Source organism: Mycetohabitans rhizoxinica HKI 454 (genome assembly GCF_000198775.1).
GTDB lineage: Bacteria > Pseudomonadota > Gammaproteobacteria > Burkholderiales > Burkholderiaceae > Mycetohabitans > Mycetohabitans rhizoxinica.
Genome location: NC_014722.1, coordinates 1,424,403 through 1,447,898, shown reverse-complemented (window position 1 = coordinate 1,447,898; position 23,496 = coordinate 1,424,403). Strand labels below are relative to the sequence as shown.

At 63.8% G+C, this 23,496-nt stretch carries 19 protein-coding genes and 2 pseudogenes; 6 read left to right on the top strand and 15 right to left on the bottom strand.

The window, feature by feature from the left end:
• Positions 1-6: 6 nt before the first annotated feature.
• Positions 7-1,047 carry a biotin synthase BioB gene (gene bioB, locus RBRH_RS06755; protein ID WP_157864370.1) on the bottom strand — a complete coding sequence of 347 codons (1,041 nt, stop codon included), beginning with the start codon at positions 1,045-1,047 and terminating at the stop codon, positions 7-9.
• A gap of 219 nt (positions 1,048-1,266) precedes the next feature.
• Between bioB and RBRH_RS06750 the strand changes: the two genes are divergently transcribed.
• Positions 1,267-1,917: a GntR family transcriptional regulator gene (locus tag RBRH_RS06750; protein WP_013435326.1), complete on the top strand. Its 651-nt coding sequence runs from the start codon at positions 1,267-1,269 to the stop codon at positions 1,915-1,917.
• Positions 1,918-2,066: 149 nt separating this feature from the next.
• Here RBRH_RS06750 and dinB read toward each other — a convergent pair whose 3' ends face one another.
• From dinB to RBRH_RS06730, 4 genes are all read right to left on the bottom strand, one after another.
• Entirely contained in the window at positions 2,067-3,233 is a 1,167-nt protein-coding gene (gene dinB / locus RBRH_RS06745) for a DNA polymerase IV (protein ID WP_013435325.1), read from the bottom strand.
• A gap of 479 nt (positions 3,234-3,712) precedes the next feature.
• Positions 3,713-4,882: a chitinase gene (locus RBRH_RS06740; RefSeq protein ID WP_269764295.1), complete on the bottom strand. Its 1,170-nt coding sequence runs from the start codon at positions 4,880-4,882 to the stop codon at positions 3,713-3,715.
• 362 nt (positions 4,883-5,244) lie between these two features.
• Complete coding sequence (locus tag RBRH_RS06735) at positions 5,245-6,342, bottom strand: NAD(P)H-dependent flavin oxidoreductase (protein WP_041754270.1); 1,098 nt, start codon at positions 6,340-6,342, stop codon at positions 5,245-5,247.
• A 229-nt stretch (positions 6,343-6,571) separates the two neighbouring features.
• The gene (locus RBRH_RS06730) at positions 6,572-9,169 is read right to left on the bottom strand and encodes a penicillin-binding protein 1A (protein WP_255743470.1); all 2,598 of its coding nucleotides are present in this window, start codon (positions 9,167-9,169) and stop codon (positions 6,572-6,574) included.
• Between the two features lie 273 nt (positions 9,170-9,442).
• On the opposite strand from RBRH_RS06730, the gene RBRH_RS06725 reads away from it, so the two are divergent.
• From RBRH_RS06725 to RBRH_RS06715, 3 genes are all read left to right on the top strand, one after another.
• Positions 9,443-9,883 carry an Hsp20/alpha crystallin family protein gene (locus RBRH_RS06725; RefSeq protein WP_041753520.1) on the top strand — a complete coding sequence of 147 codons (441 nt, stop codon included), beginning with the start codon at positions 9,443-9,445 and terminating at the stop codon, positions 9,881-9,883.
• A gap of 37 nt (positions 9,884-9,920) precedes the next feature.
• Positions 9,921-10,340, top strand: a complete 420-nt coding sequence (locus RBRH_RS06720) for an Hsp20/alpha crystallin family protein (RefSeq protein ID WP_041753517.1) — start codon at positions 9,921-9,923, stop codon at positions 10,338-10,340.
• Positions 10,341-10,506: 166 nt separating this feature from the next.
• Positions 10,507-10,752, top strand: a complete 246-nt coding sequence (locus RBRH_RS06715; RefSeq protein WP_049786455.1) for a hypothetical protein — start codon at positions 10,507-10,509, stop codon at positions 10,750-10,752.
• A 245-nt stretch (positions 10,753-10,997) separates the two neighbouring features.
• Here the strand turns inward: RBRH_RS06715 and bla are convergent, their stop codons facing one another.
• The 9 genes and pseudogenes from bla to RBRH_RS06665 form a co-directional block, all read right to left on the bottom strand.
• Entirely contained in the window at positions 10,998-11,939 is a 942-nt protein-coding gene (gene bla / locus RBRH_RS06710; RefSeq protein WP_041753515.1) for a class A beta-lactamase, read from the bottom strand.
• Between the two features lie 181 nt (positions 11,940-12,120).
• Positions 12,121-13,205 (bottom strand): annotated as a pseudogene (locus RBRH_RS06705) (multicopper oxidase domain-containing protein).
• A gap of 1 nt (position 13,206) precedes the next feature.
• Complete coding sequence (locus RBRH_RS19650; protein WP_013435313.1) at positions 13,207-13,419, bottom strand: hypothetical protein; 213 nt, start codon at positions 13,417-13,419, stop codon at positions 13,207-13,209.
• A gap of 255 nt (positions 13,420-13,674) precedes the next feature.
• Positions 13,675-14,124 (bottom strand): hypothetical protein, encoded by a 450-nt coding sequence (locus RBRH_RS06695; RefSeq protein ID WP_013435311.1) that lies wholly within the window; start codon positions 14,122-14,124, stop codon positions 13,675-13,677.
• A gap of 389 nt (positions 14,125-14,513) precedes the next feature.
• Complete coding sequence (locus RBRH_RS06685) at positions 14,514-14,768, bottom strand: hypothetical protein (RefSeq protein WP_041753510.1); 255 nt, start codon at positions 14,766-14,768, stop codon at positions 14,514-14,516.
• A 210-nt stretch (positions 14,769-14,978) separates the two neighbouring features.
• On the bottom strand, positions 14,979-15,182 hold the full coding sequence (locus tag RBRH_RS06680; protein ID WP_041753508.1) for a cold-shock protein: 204 nt from the start codon (positions 15,180-15,182) through the stop codon (positions 14,979-14,981).
• A 685-nt stretch (positions 15,183-15,867) separates the two neighbouring features.
• Positions 15,868-16,978, bottom strand: a pseudogene (locus RBRH_RS06675) (OpgC domain-containing protein).
• Positions 16,979-17,119: 141 nt separating this feature from the next.
• Positions 17,120-18,388 (bottom strand): MFS transporter, encoded by a 1,269-nt coding sequence (locus RBRH_RS06670; protein ID WP_013435303.1) that lies wholly within the window; start codon positions 18,386-18,388, stop codon positions 17,120-17,122.
• Positions 18,385-19,362: a hypothetical protein gene (locus RBRH_RS06665; RefSeq protein WP_065757421.1), complete on the bottom strand. Its 978-nt coding sequence runs from the start codon at positions 19,360-19,362 to the stop codon at positions 18,385-18,387. The genes RBRH_RS06670 and RBRH_RS06665 overlap by 4 nt, the downstream gene beginning before the upstream one ends.
• 342 nt (positions 19,363-19,704) lie before the next feature.
• Between RBRH_RS06665 and RBRH_RS06660 the strand changes: the two genes are divergently transcribed.
• Complete coding sequence (locus RBRH_RS06660; RefSeq protein WP_041753505.1) at positions 19,705-20,379, top strand: HAD family hydrolase; 675 nt, start codon at positions 19,705-19,707, stop codon at positions 20,377-20,379.
• A gap of 177 nt (positions 20,380-20,556) precedes the next feature.
• Here the strand turns inward: RBRH_RS06660 and cadR are convergent, their stop codons facing one another.
• The gene (cadR, locus tag RBRH_RS06655) at positions 20,557-20,988 is read right to left on the bottom strand and encodes a Cd(II)/Pb(II)-responsive transcriptional regulator (RefSeq protein WP_013435300.1); all 432 of its coding nucleotides are present in this window, start codon (positions 20,986-20,988) and stop codon (positions 20,557-20,559) included.
• Between the two features lie 80 nt (positions 20,989-21,068).
• On the opposite strand from cadR, the gene RBRH_RS06650 reads away from it, so the two are divergent.
• Positions 21,069-23,426, top strand: a complete 2,358-nt coding sequence (locus tag RBRH_RS06650; RefSeq protein WP_157864368.1) for a heavy metal translocating P-type ATPase — start codon at positions 21,069-21,071, stop codon at positions 23,424-23,426.
• Positions 23,427-23,496: the final 70 nt, after the last annotated feature.

The following is a 23,496-nucleotide window of genomic DNA, read 5'->3' as shown; positions in this document are numbered from 1 at the left end:
TGGAGGTCATTGCCGTGATTTGGCGATCCATTGGATTGGGGCCGCCTCCTGGCTCGTCGCGCCAAGCCGGTCGATCAGCTCGCGGTCCTGACTGGGAGCCGGATTGGGCGTAGTCAACAGTTTCTCTCCGATGAACACCGAGCCGGCGCCGGCGAACAGGCACAGCGCTTGAAGCTCATCGCTCATGTGCTCACGCCCGGCCGAGAGCCGTATCACGGACGCAGGCATCACGATGCGGGCCACCGCGATCGTGCGCACGAACTCCAACCCATCGACGTCGCGCTCGTGCGCGAGCCGCGTACCTTCGACCCGCATTAGGGAGTTGACCGGCACTGACTCCGGGTGTGCCGGCAAATTGGCCAATGTCTGCAACATGCCGACTCGATCCTCGCGCGACTCCCCCATGCCGATGATGCCGCCACAGCAGACCTTCAGGCCCGCGTTGCGCACGTGCTCGAGTGTGTCAAGCCGCTCCTGCAACGTACGCGTAGTGATCACCGACGGATAGTATTCGGGGCTCGTGTCGATGTTGTGGTTGTAGTAGTCCAGGCCGGATTCGGCCAGGCGCTGCGCTTGTGCGCCGGTTAGCATGCCGAGCGTCACGCAGGTCTCCAGTCCCAGCGCCTTCACACCCTCGACCATCGCGCAGACCCGCTCCAGGTCGCGCTCGCGCGGACTGCGCCATGCGGCTCCCATGCAAAAGCGCTGCACGCCGGCAGCCTTTGCTTGCGCAGCGGCCTGCAGCACTGCGTCCACGCTCATCAATGCGCTCGCCTTCAGGTCGGTCTCGGCGTGGACCGATTGGCTGCAGTAGCCACAGTCCTCCGGGCATCCGCCCGTCTTGATGGACAACAATTGCGAAATTTGTAGGCCGCGGCCGGCATGATAGCGTCGCTGCACGGTGTGCGCGCGATATAGCAGGTCATCGAATGGCAAATCGAACAACGCCGCAATTTGCTCGTGCGTCCAGTCGTGCCGGATCGGCGCTGCGTCGTCGCCGGACAGACTGGAGGATTGAGCAGATGATTCTGTTGCCCTAATCGACATATGCAGATACTCCTGTGCGGGTGGGGGTCCAAAATGGCCCGGCGGCCACGGGTAGGGATGACACGCGTCGCTGGCACGCCGCGGCCGTGGTGGGTGTCGACCACCCAGCTCATTTAATAGATAATCTATCAACTTCCCATGCTCACGCCGATTGCTTCTTGGATGTTATAACGGAATTGGCGTCAGTTTACTTACTCATGAAAATAGATAATCTATGAAATGGACACCGTGCGCCTAAGCGATACCCACACATCAAGCTTGGTCGAGCATATCGTGGACCGGTTGCGCGAGCGTATTATCAGTGGGGAGTTGGCCGGCGGTACCGCCCTGCGGCAAGACCACATCGCCAAGGAATTTGGGGCAAGCCATGTGCCCGTGCGTGAAGCGTTCCAGCGTCTGCAGGCAATCGGACTGGTGACAATCCTGCATAGGCGTGGCGTGCGCGTCACCGTATTGGACCGTGTCGCCATCAAGGAAGCGGCTGACATGCGGGCGGTGCTCGAACCGCTCGCGCTGCGCCACGCTATGCCACACCTGCGCGCCGAACATTTCGAGGCGCTCGAAAGCGCCCACGCCGCGTGCGACGCCGCCAATTCGCTTGCGTCGTGGGATGCGGCCAACCGAGCGTTCCACTACGCGCTGGTGCGTCATTGCGCGATGCCCCGCCTGCTGGCGACGCTGGACGTGCTGCAATTGACCAGTTCGCGTTTCGTGCTCGCCGTCGGCCGGGCGCGCGGCTGGCAATCGCGCTCGAACCACGACCATCAACTGATCATCGACGCGTTGAAAAGCCATGATCTCGAGCGCGCCGCTCAATTGTTGTCACGCCACATCGGCACCATGGAGCGCGTCGGATTCCCGGTCAGCTAGCGCGGTGATATCCGTCGCGCCACCGAGCCGTGCTGCTGATCATCGACGGCTTTCGTCACGCACGTGAGTGCAGTAAGAGCGATCCTGCTCTGTCGCAGGTCGTTCACGAGTTGAGTCCGCTAAACACAGCACGGGGTGTGCAGTTCACCTCAACTGAGCCCCGCTTCGGCAAACGGCAACTTGTGTTGCACCGGCTCGCGCACCAAGCGCTGTGCGTGCGCTGGTCGCAGCGCACTGACCCGCACGCCGAGCAACCTGAGCCGCTTGTCCAGCGGCACGCGCTTCAGACATTCGGTGGCGGCACGCCGGATCACAACCGCATCCGCGGTAGGCTCCGGCAAGCTGACATCGCGCGTGACAGTGCGAAAATCCGCATAGCGCAGCTTCAGCCCGACCGTGCGTCCGACATAGCCCTTGCGCGTCAAGTCTTGCGCCACGCGCACGCACAAGTCCGTGAAGATCGCCGAGAGCGAGGCGCGGTCGTGGCGCACGTGCATATCACGCTCGAACGTGGTTTCGCGGCTCATCGATTTCGGCTCTGACGTGACTTGCACCGGCCGCTCATCGATGCCGTGGGCGACATCGGCCAGCCAGGCGGCATAACTGTGGCCGAAATGCTCCTGCAGCAGTCCGGGATCGGCCTTCGCCAGATCGCCGACCGTGGCAATGCCCAGCGACACAAGCTTCTCGCCCGCCTTCGGGCCGATACCGTTAACCCTGCGCACCGGCAGTGGCCAGATCCGCGTCGGCAGGTCCGCGATGGACAAAATCGTCATGCCGTCCGGCTTGTCCAACTCCGAGCCGATCTTGGCGAGTAGCTTGTTTGGCGCAACGCAGATCGAGCACGTAAGACCGGTCGCGTCGCGCACCGCCTGCTTGATGCGCATCGCCAACGCTCGCGTGTCGTCAGGCAACGCGGTCAAGTCGATGTAGATTTCATCGATCCCGCGGTCCTGGATCTGATCAGTGAATGTCGCCACCGCGGCCTTAAACAGCCGTGAATAGTGGCGATACGAGTCGAAGTCGGTGGGCAGCAGGATAGCGTCGGGCGCAAGCTGCGCGGCCTTCATCATGCTCATCGCGGAAAATACGCCGAGCGCGCGCGCCTCATACGTGGACGTGGTGACCACACCGCGCCCCGCATAATCGCCCAAGCGGGCGAACCGGCGCGTGCCGTCCGGCAGCGTCTGCGGCGCCGCCTTCCGGCCACCGCCAATCACCACCGCTTTGCCGCGCAACTCGGGATAGCGCAACAACTCGACGGATGCGTAAAAGGCATCCATGTCAAGATGGGCGATCCGGCGCGTCAGAACCATGGCAATCGGAATGGCGGCTGTGCAATGTTGAACGGCGATAGTATACCTGTATATTTGTACAGGCGGCGCAGCGGGAACGCGTACGTTTTGTCAAACCGGTAATCGCGGGATCGACACTGGCGTCGATGGCATCCGCATTCATTTCATATGGACTGCTTTTTATTGCTGGCCCGTACCTGCAACGTGTATTGCCGTGTTTCGCCTGCCCACCTGTCCGGCGCGCCAGACTCACGCTGTTGCCGATGACGGCGATGGTCGCGGCCCGCAGTCGGCGTTGCGGCGGGACCTCGGGTTGAACTACGCGCTGAATACGCACTGGTCATTAACCGCGTCGGTGCCGTATATGCCGCTGACAACCTATGCGAGCACGCCGATCAAGACGGCGAGCGGCACCACGCTGGCGGCATCCAAGGCAAAGTTGAGCGCCGCCCCGCTCATCACGTTCCCGACACTGTCCACGGGCCGCAACAGCGGCATGCTCAGACCTTCGCCCACACCTCCGACTGGCCCGGCACGTCGCCTTGCGTCCACCACTTTGCACGATACGTCACGCCGTGGTACTTGACGGTCATCCCGGCTGTATAGATTTGCGAGCTGGACCATTGCGCGCCCGGCGTCGGCTTGCCACCGTGCGAGCCGCCACCATACGACGAATCCTGCGTCACGCCAGTGCCCCAATGGCCGCCCAGTTGCCGGAACACCTGCGTGAATGCATACGGTTGCTGCGAAACGCCGGAACAACTGGGCGATGCGCCACCGCTATTGCTCGCACAAGCCTTGTCCCGGCCGATCGACCAGTTACTGAGCAGTCCGATACCATCCGAGCGAGCTTTGTCGAGCAGCGCCTTCGCGTCTGCCAGCGAGAACGTCTCGCCTTGCACGTCATTCTTGCCGATCATCGGCGTCACGCCAATCATTTGCCACAACTGGGCGTCGGTCTTCGGGCTGCCCGCCGCCTTGTACGCCGCATCCAACTGCGCGTAGACTGACGTGGCAGCGCGCTTCGCCGCCGCGCCCATGTCAGCTGTGCCATTGCCATAGTCCATCGCCATGATGTTGACCGTATCCAGCGTCACACCGTTGTCTAGCGCTGCGTCGAGTACGCGCAAGCCATCGGCGGTCAGCCCCGATGGCATCACCGGGAGAGTCAACGTTACATGCAGTGCCTTGCCGTTGGTGCGCATCGTGTGCTGCAGTTGCCGTACAGCCTGGAAATTGCGCGTCAGCGCCGCGCTGTCCGTTTGCGCCGCGCCTTCGATATCGAAATCGATATGCGTCAACGAATACGTATCGATCACCGTCTGATACGCCGCGGCCAGCGCCGACGCGCTGCTGCATGCTTGCATCAACGGCATGCCAGCTTGGCCGCCAAACGAAATCGACACCTCGCCGCCCTTGGCTCGATAATTGTTGATCGACTTGGCGATGGAGGTCAGCAAATCTGACGTTTGGCCGCGTCCGATCGGCTGCACGCCGCCCCACGACGGCACGCATTGGTTGCCGCCGGACAGCACGAATGCCATTGTGAATTGCTGGATCCCTTGCCGCACGCCGACCTCGTCCAGCGAGGGCGTGGGCCATGCCGTCATGTCGACATAAGGCGCATACACGCCTTCGCCAAACGCATGCCCGCAGAGACCAACGCTCATGGCTGACAGGGCTATCGCTTTCAACAGGTGCTTTTTCATTGCTTCTCCTGATTGATGAAGGGAACGTGACCACCACAGGCGCGCTGGCTGCATCGCTCTATTAACATTCGACAATACAGGCCTGTCTGTTTGTGATAGTCGCTATAGACAACGTCCGAGTTGATTCTCGTGGCGCTTCGAGCAAAGCTGAGGATCAGTTTCGGGAGTCGAAACGTTATTGCGCCCCTGCGGCTGGCTGAAGCAGACCGTTGCGTCGTGCCGTCCACGAACGTTGCCGGATCATGGGCGAAAGCGGGCATTCATGTATCGCCAGGCGCGAGCCGGCATCGCGCCTAGCGAAGGCCCGAGGACGAACGCACTTTTTATAAATAGCGCTGTGCGTCGGCCCACGCGTCGCGCACCACGCGCGCAGCGGGGACCGCCCGTGCCATTGCGGCAGCCTGCCCAGCCCATACCTGCATTCGATGATAGTCACGCGCCGCTGCGCCTGCCTCTTTCATCGATGCGGTAAGCGCGCGCTGTACTGGATACGGCGCCGGATGTGGGGCATTCGGCGCCGCTGCTGCAAGCACGTAATTGGTTGCCACCGAACGGCCGAGACGGCCAGTGAACGCGCGCGTCGGTACGGTGTCCTCCGGCTCCAATCCGTCCAGCGCGTCCGCCCATGCGGGGTTCAGCGCCGCCTCCGGGCAACGCAGGAAAGCGGTACCAAGCTGCACCGCGCTCGCGCCGAGGATCAGCGCGGCCGCCAGCGTACGGCCATCGCCGATACCGCCGGCGGCGACCAACGGGACGCGAATGTGGTCGGCCAGGCGAGGCAGCAGCGCAAACAGGCCAACAGCTTGCCGCTCCGCTCGGGCCGCATCGAACGCGCCACGATGACCGCCCGCCTCGAAGCCTTGCGCAATAATCGCATCGGCTCCCGCTGCCTGTGCCTTCCGGGCTTCGTCCAGCGACGTGACCGTCGCGAACCAGGCAATGCCGTGGTCCTTCAAGCGTTTCACGTACGCGGGCGCAAATACCCCCATGATCGAGGTAACGACATCCGGCCGCGCCTCGATCAGGGCATCGCATTGCGCTGCGAAATCCGGTGGCACCGCATCGCCTGCCGACTCGGGCACACCAGGCCCCCACTGCGCCAGGAATGCGCGCACGCGCTGCTCGTTGTCCCGGTCGCGTTCGGGCGGCGGATCAGGAATCCATAGATTCAACTGGAAGCGCCCGGTGCTGCCACGGCGAAATGCGTCGGCCCACTGCACGATACCTTGCGGCGGCGTCAGCAGCGCCCCCATGGCGCCCATGCCACCTGCATTGGCCACGGCAATCGACAATGCCGGCGGGCACGCGCCAGCCATCGGTGCCAGCAAGATCGGCGCCGACAGCCCAAATTGGCTGCAGAACGCGGCCGCACGGCTTCGAGCGTCGCCGCCGGTGTTCGGTGAAGAAGGCGAATGGTTCACGGGGGTCTCCTGGTGGCGGATCGGGCCAATGCCTAGCCAGATCGGTACGTCCGGCAGCACGGACGCTGGAACAAGGCACGCTCAAAGCATACGGGCTCAGCCGCCGGCGATCCAATGAAAATGCAAGATGCAAACCATCGCCAAAACAGATCTGTCATTGCGCTCGACACGGTATACACGGTAGCCATGCGGCAGGCCACCCACGCGGCTGCTCTCCGGTGCAGGCGCTTTACCCCCCGGCATCTGGTCCGGCGGCATCCGGATCCACTGCGTCAGGGCTCGGCGTCGGATCCCACGGCACCTCATTGCCGAACGAGGGTAAGGTACGCAAGGGAGCTGGGCCCGGCGACGATGGGCCGGGCGACGTGGCCGGCCCGTCGGCTGCGCCGCCAGGGCCGACCGACGCCACGGCACCATCCGGCACACCGGATGCCGTCGCCGGCGACGCAGCAGGCGTGACAGGCATCCCGGCGATCGAACCCGGTGTCGATGTCGGCGGCACACTGGCCGACACAGCTGCCGCGGCCGACGCGACTGATGCCGCCGACGCGGCCGTCGGCAGCCCCATGCTCGCGCCGTCCACAGCGATGCCGCTCGCTAGCGGTGGCGCGGCAAGCTCACCCGCGGACGACTCGATCCGCCGCGGCGTCCGGCGCGGCGGCGCTGGGGGCTTGGCCTGGTGCGCCGCCGGGAACACTTGCACGAACCAGGCACGAACCTGCGCGAGCACGCGCTGCACAATACCGGGCGGCGGCTCGCTCGCGAACCGCAGGCGCGGATCGACGAGCCGCGCGCGCAGCGCGCGCTGGTAAAAGTCGCCAACGATCGGCAGCGCGCTGTGTGCGCCCTGTCCCCAGTACTCGCTGCGCAGCGTCACGCGGCTGTCATTGAAGCCGACCCATGCACCGGCGACCAACTGCGGGTGCATCAGGATGAACCAGCCATCCGCGTTGTCCTGCGTCGTGCCCGTCTTACCAGCTACGTCCGCACGAATGCCGAAGCGGGTGCGGATCGCAGCACCGGTGCCCCGATCAATCACGCCCCGCATCACGTCGAGCAACGTCCATGCGACGTCGGCAGGCAGCACCTGCTTGCCTGCATCCGGCGCGAATTGCGCCAGCACGTTGCCGTCCCGGTCCTCAATACGTGTGACCATTATAGGCCGCACATAGCGGCCGCCATCGGCGATGGTACTGTATGCGGACGCCATCTCCTTGAGCGTGACGGGGCTCGTGCCGAGCGCCAGCGATGGCACGGGGTTCAGCATGCTGTCGCGCACGCCCATCGCCTGTGCAAGCTTGGCCACCTTCGCGGGCCCGACCGATTGCATCAATTGGGCGGTGATGCGGTTGCGCGAGTACACCAGAGCGTCGCGCAGCGTCATGGGCTGCCCACTGGGCGGGACGTCGTCGGCGGGGCGCCAAATTTCTCCCCCTCGCAGCGCGATCGACACTGGCTGGTCGACAATCGTATCGTCGGGACGGGCGCCCTGTTCGAACGCGGCGGCATAGACGAACGGCTTAAACGTTGAGCCGGGTTGCCGTCGCGCCTGTTGCACGTGGTCGAATGGATCCTTGTTGAAATCGCGGCTGCCCACCCATGCCTTGATTGCGCCATCGCGCGGATCAATCGCGATGAAGTCCGCTTGTACCCGTGTTTTCTCGTCACACAGCGCCTGCATGAAACCACGATCGGCCAACAGCCGCTTCAGCGCCTGCTGGCTCGTCAACCCCGCGTCGAGCGCCGCCCGGTAGTTCGGCGTGTCGCGCACAAAGGTCTGCACAAAATCGTGACTGCCCACGCACGCCGAAGCGGTCGACCAAGCGGCATTGGCAATGGCCTGCAATTGATGACCATGCAGCACGACGGATTGCGTGGCCATCGCCTGCAGCCGCGAATCGATGGTCGTGCGCACGATCAAGCCGTCGGAATAGAGATTATAGTCGTGGCGATCCGCCCACGCGATCAACCATTTGCGCAATTGCTGCGCAAAATGAGGCGCGGGGCCGGGGGGCTCGACCTGTCGCTCGAAATCCAGCCGCAACGGCCGGCGCGCCAGCGATTCGTACGCGTGCGGCGTCAGCTTGCCGTACTTAACCATCTGCGCGAGCACCGTGTTGCGACGCTGCAACGCGCGATCCGGGTTGATGACCGGATTGTAGTAGCTATTGCCCTTGAGCATGCCGACCAACGTCGCACTTTGCAACACGTCCAATTCACGGGCTGGCTTGTCGAAATAGGTGCGGGCCGCCATCTCGATCCCATACGCGTTGTACAGGAACGGGACGGTGTTTAGATAAGTTTCCAAGATCTCGGCTTTCGTGTACACGGCCTCGATCTTCAAGGCGGTCATGGCCTCCTTGATTTTGCGCGTGAGCGTCGGTGCCCGCCCAATCTCGTCCGGGTACAGGTTGCGGGCAAGCTGCTGCGTGACGGTCGAGCCGCCTTGCCGGTCGCCGGAAAACGTATGCGCGGCCGCTGCTGCTGTGCGTCGCCAATCCAGGCCGTGATGTTGATAGAACCGATGATCCTCCGTCGCGATCAACGCATCGAGCACGTGCGGCGAGATGTCGGACAAAGCGACCCATTCACGATTGGACGGCTTGAACTGGGCCAGCAACTTGCCGTCCGCGGACAACACCTGCGCCGGTTGCTCGACCTTCGCCTTGCGGATATCGCCGATGCCGGGCGTGAACGGCACCAGGATCAGCACGTACAGCGCCATCGCGGCAGGCACTGCCGCAGCCACCCAGGCCAACTCGCGCCGGCCCGGATGCCGCGCGCGCCGCCAGAGCCTCACGGCGGGTGGGCCCACACAGGCCAGCAGGGCGGCGCACCACGCGCGCAGCGGGGCAATGTCCGTGCGTCTCACAGTCGGCTATTGTTCGATGAAAGGCTGAATCGTACCAAAATCGGCATCCCCCCATGTCGGCTCCCTCTTGAAATTTCGCGCGGCGGGACTATGTTATGAATCACTTAGGCAGCCGCGTGTATGACGCGCTGCGTGTTTCGATTTGTTTGTCGACGGATCCACGTTGGCGGGCGGACTGGAGCGCGTAGCCCGGTTCGCCCCTTCGACGAAGGATCGAAGGAGCAAGCCATGAGTGATTTGTTTTTCAGCACGGACATCTTCAACGACATCGACCGTCTGCAACGGCAGTTTGCGAACCTGTTCGCCAACATGCCGACTAGCCTGCGCGCGTCGCGCGTCGGGACATTCCCCGCGGTCAACATCGGCAGCACGGACGAGTCGATCGAGATCGTCGCATTTGCTCCCGGACTCGATCCGGCGCAGATCGATGTGTCGATCGACAACGGCTTGCTGATTCTCAGCGGCGAGCGCAAGCGTGTGCAACCGGAGCGCGCCGACGACACGCGGACCTATCTGCAGGAGCGTTTCAGCGGCACTTTCCGCCGCATCATCGAATTGCCGCACCAGGCCGATCCGGACAAGGTCCAGGCGCGCTATGTGAACGGCTGCCTGAGCGTGACTATCGGCAAGCTTGAGGCATCCAAGCCACGAGCGATCACGGTGCAATGACCTGTTGACCCGCATTGACGCAAACCAGGAGCACACCATGAGCCACACTACTGAACTGGTCGAACGTCCCACCCAGCAGGACGCCAACGTCGCCGCACAAGGCGCAACGGCGCCGCAATCGCGCCGCACGACAGTGGCGCCCACCGTGGACATCTTCGAGGACCACAACGGCGTTACACTGCTGGTTGACCTGCCCGGCGTGCCACGCGACAAGTTGCATGTGAGCGTGCAGGACAGCACGCTGTCGATCGAGGCCGAGGCCGTCGTGCCGACGCCCGCCGGCTTGCGGGTCCAGCACGCCGAATTGCGCGATCCGCATTTCGCCCGCACGTTTGCGCTAGGCGCGGATCTGGATGCGTCACGCATCGATGCGCAATTGCGCGACGGCGTGCTGAAGCTGACCATTCCACGCCGCGACGAGGCTAAGCCTCGCCGGATCGACGTCAGCATCGGCTGAACGCCGTCAGGAGTCGAGCGGACCGGTGGCCGCTCGACGGCTTGCGCTCCGACGCGATTGCGCGTCGGAGCGCTGGGCGGCCGCTGTCATTGGCCTGTCATCTCGCCGCTTTATCTTGCAATCCCAGGCGACAGGATCGCAGCTTCATGGACGATTGGAGACGAAGATGCTGAGCCCACACGAATTCGCTACGTTGATGCTGATTCGCAGCGCACCGGAGCAGATCGACATGAACCGTGCCGAGCTAGACACGCTGCTCGAGCGGCAACTCGTCGAGTTGGAAGATCCCGCCGAAGGACATCGCCGTGCGATGCTTACGCCGACCGGCCAGTCGCTGCTCGCCGCAGCGAGCCGGCTGGAGACCATCCGCACGCCGCCACCACTACACGCCGGCGTGGGAGACGCGCTCTAGCAAAGCAGGCGCGGGCGCACAGTGCGCCGCGCGTCGCCGCTCGGCCCACTCCACTTGTTGTAAGCCCGCCTCCCAGCAGGAAATCGTCGCCTGGCTGACACCAAACAGCTCGGCGGCATGCGCCTACTTGACGCAATGCAGCGCCCGCCAACGCATGAACTGGTTGCCCAATTGGGCGCTTGATGGCATATCCGACAAAGTCTCGTTCATGATCGATCCGAATGGCGACTCGCCAGGGCATGCATTCAACTCAGCGCGTCGACCACGATACGCGTGGCTTGCTCGATCGCCTCGTCGCACGCCGGCGCATCCCGCCGTGGCTGTGTGAAATAGACGGACAGCACAATCGGCGCTCGTCCGGGCGGCCAAAGGACTCCGATGTCGTTGGTGGTTCCGTGCTCCCCGGTACCCGTCTTGTCGGCAACGCGCCACTGCGCGGGCACACCGGCACGGATTCGCTTGTCGCCCGTGCGATTGTCCAGCATCCATTGCTGCAATCGCTGTCGCTGCCACGGACGCAATCCATCGCCCAGCATCACTGCGCGCAACGTGTTCGCCATCGCCGCCGGCGTCGATGTGTCGCGCACGTCCCCGGGTATCGCCGTGTTCAAATCTGGCTCCCAGCGATCCAGCCGAAAGGTGGCATCGCCCACCGAGCGGGCGAATGCCGTCACCGCATCCGGTCCGCCAAGCACCTTCATCAACTGATTCGCTGCCGTATTATCACTGTACTGCAGCGTTGCCGCGCACATTTCATCAATGCGCATTCCGTCGCCGGCATGTTGCCCGCTGATCGGCGAATAGCTGACCACGTCAGCCAAGCCATATCGGACGCGCTGCGACAACCAGTCGGGCGTATCCCCGCTGCGGGCCAGTACGGCTGCCGCAAGCACCGCCTTGAACGTACTACAGAACGGGAAACGCTCCGCTGCACGGTGCACGAGTTGCGCGCCGCTACCCGTGTCGATCGCGCAAACGCCGAGGCGCCCGCGCATGCGCGCTTCCAGTGCCGCAAGCGCCTCGAGTGGCAACGCAGCCGGCCCTTGCAATGTGGCCGGCCCTAGCAACGCGGATGACCCTGGCGCCGAGGCGCTCGGTCCCTGCGCCGCACACGCTGCCAGCGTCGGCATCCACGGGAGCATTGCACAGGCGCGCAGCAGCGCGCGACGGGAGCGACAATAACGCATTAGCTTTCCTTTTGTTAGTCGAAGCAGAAAATGTTGTTGCCCAACAGTATTGCCCAATAGAGAGAATTATCAGTCCTTTTCCTTGTGGGTAATAGGCAATGATAATTGCAAGGACACTAAAAAAATTAACGCCTGGCAGTGGACGCAGACCCCCTATTTTTCCGAAGCTGCGCTCATTTCATCATCCTTTATGGTGGTTTGAAAGAACCGGGCCATATCCATCGTCTGTCCCGCGCGTGGCGGCCGGCTCCTGGGCGTATTCGTACGCGACCGTTCCCTTGGGGTGCCGGTACCAGCCCGGATCCCGGTAGTCGTCGCGGCCCAGGCCCAATCCCCTGGGCGCGATGCATCGAACTCGATCGCCCGCATCTGGCCGACACTGACATCCACGGTCACTTCCGGCCATCGCGCTGCCGGCGCGATCCAGCCCCCATCGGTTCCCGTCACCTCGAATGCGTACCCGTGCAGATGGATAGGATGATTGGTCATCGTCAGATTGCCGAAGCGAATCCGCACACGCTCGCCGCGGCGCACCGGCAGCGGGTCGATCCCGGGAAACACCCGTGCATTCCAACTCCAGACGTTGAAATCCGTCATTTCGTTCACCCTTGGCGTGAAGCTGCCGGGATCGATGTCATACGCGGACATCAAGAATGCAAAATCTCGGTCAACTGGCATCACGCCGTGCGCTTTCGGATGGACAATGAACAGGCCCATCATGCCCATCGCCATCTGCACCATTTCGTCGGCATGTGGGTGATACATAAAGGTGCCGTGCCGCTCGAGCTGGAACTCGTAGACAAACGTTTTGCCGGGCGGGATATGCGGCTGCGTCAGTCCGCCCACGCTATCCATCCCGCATGGCAGCGGCATCCCATGCCAATGCACGGTGGTGTGCTCGGGCAAGCGGTTCGTCACGAAGATGCACACCTTGTCGCCTTCGACCGCTTCGATCGTCGGGCCCGGCGCCTGCCCGTTATAGCCTCACAGGTTCGCTTGCATCCCCGGTGCGATCTCGCGCATCACCGGCTCGGCCACCAGATGGAACTCCTTCCAACCATTGCGCATACGCCACGGCAGCGACCAACTGTTAAGCGTGACGACCGGATTGTACGGCCGGCCCTCTCGCGGAGCCAACGGCGGCTGGGTGGCGGCACTGGCGCTGGACGGTGCCTCCGGCAACGCTGCCGCACCGGCCTTGCTGACTAGGGCCGCTCCCAGCAATGCGGCGCCGGAGCCGTTCAAAAATTGTCGGCGTGTGACCATCTCAGTGCTCCTCCTGCTGCTCGTGGGCAGCAGCCGGCCTGCGTGTCGTCGGTTGGCTTGCCACAGGAACGCTTACCGCCGCCGCCACAGCCCCAGTGTGCTGCGCCACCGTCGGCAAACGGCCGCCGAGCGCACGCTCCAGATCCGTTTGGAACGGCTCGGCGCGGCCGATTCGCCACGGCCCGGCGCAAGCGCGCGATTCAACCGAATCCACTCGACGGCGTCACTATTGTCGTATCGGCGATATTCGGCAAAGGCCGGTGGCACGGTGACAACCGGAACCGACGCACTGGCGTCGGCCGGCCCGGGGAAAGCGGACTCGGCGTGACGAACTGCGGCACATGAGTCGCGGCGCACGCGAGCGCTGTAAACAGCTTGCGCATGATGATCTCGAACAAGGTCCAAGGGCCGGCGTGACGGCCGGCCGACAGGTCACCGCTTCGCCTGCACCGGCGAGCGGACGATGAACTCAGACGAGATGCGCGCTTGGAGGCCGATCAATACCGCCAGTCAGGAAGCGGATTGCGCCAACGGACGGCTGAGGCAGCAAATGGAGGTGGACGAATGCATGGATGTCGGCAATCGCGCCGACACACGGCAACGGCGCGCTGACGCAGCAGTTTGCGCCACCACTGCACTGGCCCGCGCCATGATGCGATGCGTGGTCACAATGACCTCGATGGTCGGTATGCGTGCCATCGGACGCGGCCACGCATGAAGCGTCCGGCGATATCGCCCGGGCGGCCAACACCTCATGCGAATCGGTACTGCGCACGGCGCTCTTGACATGAGCGGACTGCGCATGCGCGACAGGCGGCGTGAACTGCGATAGATCACAATTCACGGATGCCACCGCGAGCCGGATCGGCAAACCCAGCACCAGCAGCAAGACGATAGAAGCTCTGCGCCAAACGGACATGCGCGGCAGTTTAGCATAAACTGATGGCTGCTAAGCGGTCATCACAGCGCTGCGGCCTTGCGCCTTCGCCACATACACAGTGCTGCATCGGCGCGTGCCATCAGTATGCTCAAATGGATTCGCAACGATGGGTCAGCCATCGTCGAGCAGTACTTGCCAAGCGGCGCCAACGTTGAGGTGGACGAGTCGCTCGTCGGCCGCCGTCACGACGTCGATATGAACGTTTTTTAATGTTTGATGCCGTCCGGGCGTTGCTGTGGCAGCATGGCATGGGCCCTTTCGAATCGGACCGGGAAGCCGGCCGCATCATGGCCCTGCCGGACGCTTGGAACTCGCCGCGCCTCGATCAGCCGATGCGCCGTATTCGGGGCAGCCGTGGGCGACGGTGTTCAGCCGCGCATATCAATCCACTGCTGGGCCCAGCGATTCGAATAGCGAACCGCCTCTTGTTCAGAACTAAAATAATCGAGCGAATAAAAAGAATATAACGTCGCTGCGCTCGCCACTGCAGTCAACGGCGACGACGACAACGGCGAATTTTCCCGTTCCAGCGTCACGTTAGAAGAAAAACAGCCATCGGGCAACCGATGCGCGGAAGGCTGCACCGCATAACCGCGGTACATTTGAATAGTTTGATTGTGCATTGTCTTTATCTTTATGATGTGACACAGCCGGCCAGTGGCCACGAACGGGCGACACCCAGGGTGGATGGGCGCATTCAGATGGGAGCGCGAAGCGCTGGATCGACGGCCGAGCGGTCGGAAGACGGCACGGCGCGGGAGACTGGCGGGCAATACTACTGCCCCACGGACGCGAGGCAGTCTGTCGTCCGGACACATCCGGACGTATAGCGCTTACAACGGCTTGATGTTGGCAGCCTGCAGGCCCTTCGGGCCACGCTTGACTTGATAGCTGACGCGCTGATTCTCCACCAGCGTCTTGAATCCCTCTCCGGTGACTTCGGAGAAATGCGCAAACAGGTCTTCACCCCCCGCGTCCGGCGTGATGAAACCAAAACCCTTGCTGTCGTTGAACCACTTAACGATACCGGTATCCATAGAAGAATCCCTCAAAAGAAAATAAATGTTTCCCGCTTAGTGCGGCAGTACGGAAGCGATCAAGAGGGAGAGGACAACGAGCGTACCGCGTGGGTCGCGGACAGATGATGAACAGCAATCGGACATCTGAAAACTTCAGTCAGCAAAGATACGCGAGATGATGCATACAGTCAAACGTTTTCGCGCATGGCCATGCTTAAGCAATAAAAATCCTGATAGTGGATGATTCTGATAGTGGACACAGTACGCGCCCGGCGGCCAACAAACTGACACGTTCCGCGTGGCCAGTGCTTATGCCGTTACATCCTCACTGCGCTGCCGCGCGAGCGCCGCGCTGTCTGCCATACCGGCCTGACGGTCTCAGTCGCGGACATCCTGTCACGAGAGCGGCTCGGACGCGGCGGCCCTTCCAGTGTCGCGCCACTACGAAACCTCGTATATACCGGTTCACGACACTTCTGGAATACTCATTAGATGTGTTTCCGGCGCCACACATTCCGACTTCGATGGCGCCAGCCGGACATGCCCGGTGACGACACCAAGCCTCGCGCGGCGCTGCAACGAGGATGTGCCGCCGGGCGCACTGGCATGACGGACCGCAGGCCGGCATCTGCAGACTTCGCCGTGTTGGTTCACTATACGGCCGCAGCGTGTTGCCCGCCACGCGAAGTTGATACGTACGCGCTCAAGCTGCGCCGGCCGTGCGGCGTGCACCGGCGGCTGCCCCGAGCCATCGCTTGAGCGGATCTGCGCAGCCAGCCACGAGCAGCAACGAGGCGATCGCCACTGCATCGGCGACGAGCCCGAGCGGCACATCGAGCCACCCGTCGGTCCACCAGTAGAGTACCGAATCAACACTGAGCGAAATTACCGTACCCGCCACAAAGCACAATAGGCCCTTGCGCCCTACAACGCCGATCCACGGCACCCATCCGGCCAGCCGACGCATCCAGCCATATTGCACCAGGTTCGTCACCAGCCAGGCGAGTGCGACGAAAATTGACCACGCGGGGCCATTGCAAATCGCGCTTCATCACACTGTACGACGCGCCATCGACGGACAATTTACAATACGCGCAGACGAGCACTGTAAGCAGCGCGACGACGCTGACAACCCAGCCTGCGCGCAAACGACGCAGGCCAACGTAGATTGGCTGGCAGCGTGCCAGCGCGCCGAGTGTGAACATCGCTTGCCAGGCGAACGGATTGAAGTCCCACCGGTTCTCCTGGGCGGCCGGCAGCAGCCAGTACGCGTCACCGGCCAGGCACCACAGCGCGAGCGAGCACGCCGCCAGCAACCAGGGCCGGCTGCGCGCGAGCGGGATGATCACCGGTACCGCCAGCGCAAAGAACGCATACATCGGCAACACGGACGCCAAATAGGGCTGCCGTCGAAACAACAAGATGTCGCGCAGCACCACCACAGGCGACGCAATCAACCCGTCCAGGTCAGACGACGCCATATTCGGCGCCTCGATGCTGAACGCGCGCAAAATCGCGCTGACGAGCAACATCAAGCCGGCGGTGACGAGGAAAGCACGGTAAATTTCCCATGCACGGCGGATGAAACGCCGACGCGCAGCGGCCTCATCGCAACGCGCGGCGAGCGTGGTCCACCCGATGGCAGTGGCGTAGCCGCCCAGAAACACAAATACTTCGGCCGCATCGCACAGCGCGTAGGTGTGCAGCGTCACACGTGACAACATGCTGCCGCCGATGTGATCGACGACGATGATCAGTAATACGAGGCCACGAAAAAAGTCGAGCTCGGCCAAGCGAGCAGTCGATGGCTGCATCAAATACGAAGGGGATGGATGAAAAGGCAAGGCAGGCCGGGAGCCCACCGTGCACCGCCCGTCATTAAGACAAAGCGCTGCGCGATCGGTACAGCCCTATATTATGCCATTGAACCCCGCGTCTTCACTCGTCAATGCCTTTCACACGTCACGCGCGAGCGGCGGCATGTCGGCGTCCGTTGCGTCGGCCTCGCGCGTTTCGGGCATCGCCAGCCAGACTAGCAGCACGGCCAATGTGCCGGCTGCCGCCAAGCCGATGAAGCTCACGCCGTTACCGAAATGGTCCGCGACCAGTCCGGCAAGCGCGGTGCTCAGCGTCGCGCCGATGCCGGCAGCCAGGCCGAATACGCCGATGCACAGGTTGTAGCGGCCCTTGCCGCCGGCCACATCGGCCGCGATCAACGGCAGCATCACGCCGAATACCGCGGCGCTCAGCCCGTCGAAGACTTGCACCGGCACCAGCAGGCTCGGCGTGGTGATGCCAGCGAACAGTAGCGCCCGCACCGGTAGCGCGGCAAAGCCCAGCAACAGGATTGGCCGGCGCCCCCATCGCTGCGCCGAGCGCCCAACCCACGGCGAGAGCAGTGCCACGATGATCTGCGGCACGATGATGCACGCGGCAATCACCAGTTGCACGTTGTCGCCCATATGCGCGGTGACTTCGCCGGCCGCCAGATTCAACATGGCCGCATTGGACAAGTGAAACAACACGATGCACGCGGCGAATGTCAGCATGCGCCGATCCCGCAACAGCTCGCCGATGCTCTCGCGCGGCGGCGCCGTCGCCGTCTCCGCCGGCAGGGGCCGCCGTCGCAGGTCGCGCGCGGCGCGCGCCGGACCCAGATGAGACGGATCGATCATGTATAACGCGACAATGGCTGGCAGCGTCAATGCAGCCGTCAACCAAAACACCGAGCGCACTGACACATATTCGCCGAACAATCCCATCAACCCGGCCGCCACCGCGCTGCCGATCGAGGCAAACCGCGCGTTACGGCCCAGCCGGTCGCCTAACGCGTGGCGGCCGACCAGCGCGAGCGACAACGCCGCGAGAGCCGGCGTCAACATGCAACTGGCAAAGCCGTGGAACACCTCCGCAGCGAGCACAGGAATCGTCGTCGGGCTGCCGGCCAGCAGCAGCGCGCAGATCGCGATTGCAACGATCGCCGCCATCGCCGCGGCACGCTTGTTCTGCGTCGCGTCGATCAACGCACCGGCCGGCACCTGGCTGACCATTGCCGTGATCGTGCCCACCGACAGCGCGATGCCGATTTCTCCCTGGGTCCATTTGTGCGTGGCCAGGTACGCGGCGATGAACGGTCCGAACCCCGTCTGAACGTTCGCAAGGAAGAAGTTCAGGCCATCTAGCGCACGCAGGCTCCGTGCATCCGGTATGACAGTCTTGCTCATCGGGAGGCCCGCCCTGCCGGGGCCACCGGCTGTTGTGCCGTGGCCGGCGTGCCGCGCGCGGCGGTGGGTGCGGGCGATACCGCACGGATCGGCTGATTGGCCGCATACGACGGCGAAGCATCCAGCTGCGGGTCCGACAGGTCCAACAGCAACTGGATGGCCTTGTCCCGGGTCACGAAGCGCAGCGCTGACCAATCGGCAGCGATCCGCCGCCGGTCCGGGCTAATCAAGTTACCCAACTCGAGCACCGCGGCCTGCGGCCGCAGCCCCGCATCGACCAGCACGTCAACGACGCGCCCCACCTTAGAGCCGTTGGTGCGCTGCACGGTGGCGTCCATCAACGGCACAGTGCCCGATGGCGCGCTGCCGACTTGCGCCGGCGTGCGCGATGGCACCAGCTCCAACGCCCCAGCCGCACGCGGCCCCACCGGCTTGATCCGCAGCGCGCCAAGCGGGAAATCGACCTTGCGATCCCCGACCCCCATGAACCCCGTCAGGTTGACGACGATCTCGCGCGGCGCCCCGTTGGCATCGACCACCAAGTCCACGGCATGGCCGATGGCCTTGCCATCCGGCCGTTGCACCTCGGTATCAAGCAGGCCCTTGACCTGGCCCGGATACAGCAGCCGCGAGGCGATCAGCGGCGCCGGCGCTGGCTGCGCTGGTGGCGGCGAAGGCGCAGCCACCGTGGTGCGTTGTGGCGGCCGGTGCGGCTTTTTCGGCGCCGCGCGGTCACTATCGGCCTTCGCCTCATGCAGCTCGGGCTCGGATTGTGCCGGCGGCGCGAGCGGTTCCGGCGGCGCCGCTTCAGGCATGGGCACCGCCTGCACCGTGCCTTCGACGATCGGTGCCGGGCTTTGCTGATCGAACGTGCTGCAAGCGGTAAGCGCCGTCAGCATGATCAACAGGCACAGACAACGTAGAATCGGAATGGGATGATTCGGGCGGCAAGCGCGTCGGGGAAAACCGCTCATCAGGGACGGGACAGATTGGCTCGCAGATGGCCGAAGTGTAACACCAGGGGCGCCCCGGCTCTTTGTGACGCACGAGGTGTTGGCCGGCGCGGCGTCCACACCGGACCGGATGTCCACGCCGCGAGGCAAGATTCGCGGGAATAGCCCTTGCGCCCCACTATTAACTTGCGCCCCGTTACCACCTTCTTCGCTCTAATAACCGAGGCTTTGGCCAGCCGGGTTCAGGGCGGGGGCCCGAATGGCACGCGGGGCCGTTCACGCTGGCGCCGTGCGCAGCCGGCTTGCGCCCGGTGCACCACGCTCTTACGCTTTGTGTTCGTTCACTCACGGAATCCGACGCTTATGCGAATCGAGTCATCATTTCTGTTCGACCTGGACGGCACGCTGGTCGACAGCGTCTATCACCATGTACTGGCGTGGAAGGAGGCACTGGACAGCGAAGGGATTGAGCTGTCGGTATGGCGCATTCACCGCCGCATCGGCATGAGCGGTGGCCTGTTCATGAATCAACTGTTGCGCGAGACGGGGGGCGACTTTAGCGCCGAGCGCGTCGAGCGGCTGCGGCAACGCCATGCACATGCGTACCAGCGCCGCCATGCACAGGTGCGCCCGCTGCCCGGCGCACGCGAACTGCTAGAGCAGTTGTCGCGCAGTGGCATGCGCTGGGCGATCGCGACCAGCGGCCGGATGGAGACGGCGGCGCAGAATTTAGCCGCATTGGGCATCGATCCGTCGCGCGTGCCGGTTGTGACGCGCGACGACGTGCGCTATGCCAAACCGGATCCTGACTTGTTCATTGCCGCGGCTGAACGGCTGGGCGTGCCTATCGAGACGTCGATCGTAGTCGGCGACAGTATTTGGGACATGCTCGCCGCGCAGCGCTGCCGCGCGCTCGGTGTCGGACTGCTGTCGGGCGGCTATGGTCAGGACGAACTGGAGCGCGCCGGTGCGCTGCGCGTGTACGAGGACCCAGCGAATTTGCTACGGCACCTGGATGAGGTGGCCGCACGACGGTGAGGACGACCTCGCCCCCCAATGTCGAGCCCCGATAGCCGTTCTCTTTCCATCGGCTTCCCCGCAGCATCGGCCTCCCCCGCAGAATACGGACTGATTCCGCTCGTGAAAAACCTACGCGCACGAGGTTCTGTTAATGTGCGGTGGCCCGCGCCGAGTTGCAACTCGCACCTTGCGCGTTCAGCCCAGATGAGTCTGCTTGGGGACATGGGCAGGGCTGTCCATGGCCGCCAAGCCGCGCATAATGCCGCAATCCTGGACGGATCTTGCGCCACGACACCGTTCGCGGAGCGCGCTCAATTGTGCGCGCAACTGCTGTAACTCGTCGATTCGCATGTTGACGTGCCGCAAATGTTCATCGACCAACGCATCGATCGCGCCACAATCGCGCGCCGGGGCATCCGCGGCCTGCAACAACACGCGAATCTCGTCATGCGTCATGTCCAGTGCCCGACAGTTGCGCACGAAGCGCAACCGGTCCAAATGCGCTTCACCATAGGCGCGGTAATTGGCGCCTGTGCGCGCTGCCATCGGCAGCAACCCTTCTTTCTCGTAGAAACGGACCGTTTCAGGCGTGCATCCGACCCGCTTTGCCAATTCGCCAATTTTCATCGTTGTCCCGCATTGGTCAGCTTGACCTTGAAGTGGCTTTAAGGTGTGTACTACAGCATAAATCACCTGAGGAAACCAGCATGGCCGACCGCTATTCCGCTAGAGGCACACAAGCGACGTCAGTCGATATCGAACATGAGCGCCGTTCGCAAGCGCCGTGCCACGCCCATGCCGCCACCCGGAAGCACGACACATGCTGTGCCGGCCCGCACGGCGGCAACCTGCCACACGCCGATAGTCGCCATACCGATGCCCTTGCGCAGGCAGCGTACAGCCCAGGCGCAGAGTCGTCTTCGGCGGCGCGCGCGCGCAACGGCGGCGAGATGGCTGCTACCGACACGGTACGCACGCGGATCCATATTCGACAAATGGACTGCCCGACCGAGGAAACATTGATCCGCTCGAAGCTGCACAAGATCGTTCCCGCCGAACGACTCGAGTTCAACCTGTTGCAACGGGTATTGACCGTCGAGCACCCGAGCGACGCGCTGGACGACATCGTCGCCGCGCTCGCCTCACTCGGCTTCACCCCCGAGGTACAACCTCACGACGACACGCGCACCGTGCCACCACCGGTGCCAACGCATACGGCACGGCACTGGCCGCTCGTGGCGGCCGGCACCGCCGCGCTGGCGGCCGAAACGGTAACCTGGCTCGGTGCGCCCGGCTGGATCACGGCGGCACTCGCAGCACTCGCCGTGCTCGGCGCCGGCCTACGCACATACCACAAGGGCTGGATCGCGATCCGCCACGGCAATTTGAACATCAACGCGTTGATGAGCGTGGCGGTGACCGGCGCCTTCGCGCTGGGCCAATGGCCGGAAGCCGCCATGGTGATGGTGCTGTTTGCGATCGCCGAACGCATCGAGGCTGGCTCGCTGGAGCGCGCGCGGCGCGCGATCGAGCGTCTGGTTGCGCTCGCACCCGACAAGGCGACTGTGCAGCAAGCCGACGGCAGTTGGCGCGTCGTGGACGCGCGCACCGTGCCAACCGGTGCACGGGTGCGCGTGAAGCCAGGCGAGCGAATCGCGCTGGATGGCTGTATCGTGTTCGGCCGCTCAGCGGTGGATCAAGCCTCGATCACCGGCGAGAGCCTGCCGGTGGACAAGCAGGTCGGCGACGCGGTATATGCCGGAACCCTCAATGCATCGGGGTCTTTCGACTATCGCGTCACCCTCCCCGCCACGCAAAGCACGCTAGCTCGCATTGTGCAAGCGGTTGAGCAGGCGCAGGCGTCCAAGGCGCCGACCCAGCGTTTCGTCGACCGTTTTGCGCGCGTGTACACGCCAATCGTGCTGGCGTTGGCGCTGCTGGTCGCGGCCGTGCCGCCGCTGCTTGGCCAAGCCGCGTGGACGGCGTCAGTCTATAAGGCACTGGTGCTGCTGGTGATCGCCTGCCCATGCGCGCTGGTCATCTCCACCCCTGTCACGATTGTCAGCGCGCTGGCGGTGGCCGCCCGCCACGGCATCCTGGTCAAAGGCGGCCGCTACCTAGAGCAAGGGCACCGCCTGGCATGGCTCGCATTGGACAAGACCGGCACCCTGACCGTGGGGCGTCCGCAGCAAACCGATTTCGAGCTTTGTGCGGCAGTCGATGCCGCGCGCTGTCGCCAGTTGGCGACGAGCCTTGCCGCCCGCTCGGACCATCCTGTCTCCGCCGCGATCGTTGCCGCCGGTGCCGCCGGCTCGCAACCCTTGGTCGTCGACGACTTCGGCGCACTACCCGGGCGCGGCGTGCACGGCACTATCGACGGCGTGCGCTATTGGCTCGGCAACCGCCGCCTGGCTGAAACGCTCGGATGCTGCGATGCGAAGCTCGACGCGAAGCTAGACAGCTTAGAGCGGCAAGGTAAGACGGTCGTGATGCTAATGGACGAACACCGCATTCTCGCCTTGTTCGCGCTCGCCGACACCTTGAAGCCCACTAGTCGTGAGGCCGTGGCGCAGTTGCATCAGCTCGGCGTGCGCACGCTCATCCTGAGTGGCGATAATCTGCATACCGCACAGACCATCGCGGCCCAGGCCGGCATCGACGAGGTTCGCGGCAACCAGTTACCAGACGACAAGCGCCACGCGATTGAGTCACTGGCCGGAGCGCGCCATGCGGTGGGCATGGTGGGCGATGGCATCAACGATGCGCCTGCGCTCGCACGCGCCGATATTGGCTTTGCCATGGGCGCATTGGGCGCTGGCGCCGCGATCGAGACCGCCGACGTCGCCCTGATGGACGATGACCTGCGCAAGATTGCCGTATTCGTCCGGCTATCGAAGGCCACGCGTCGCATCCTGACGCAGAACATCGTCGTCGCACTGGGGCTCAAGGGCGCATTTCTGGCGCTCACGCTGGCCGGCTACGGTACGATGTGGATGGCCGTGTTCGCCGATGTCGGTGCAAGTTTGTTGGTCGTGGGCAACGGGCTCAGGCTGTTGCGTCGCTAGGCGCACCGCAATGCAACTTCATTGACGCGGGGCTGCGACACAATCCCGCTGCCGCCCTCGCGTTGCTCGA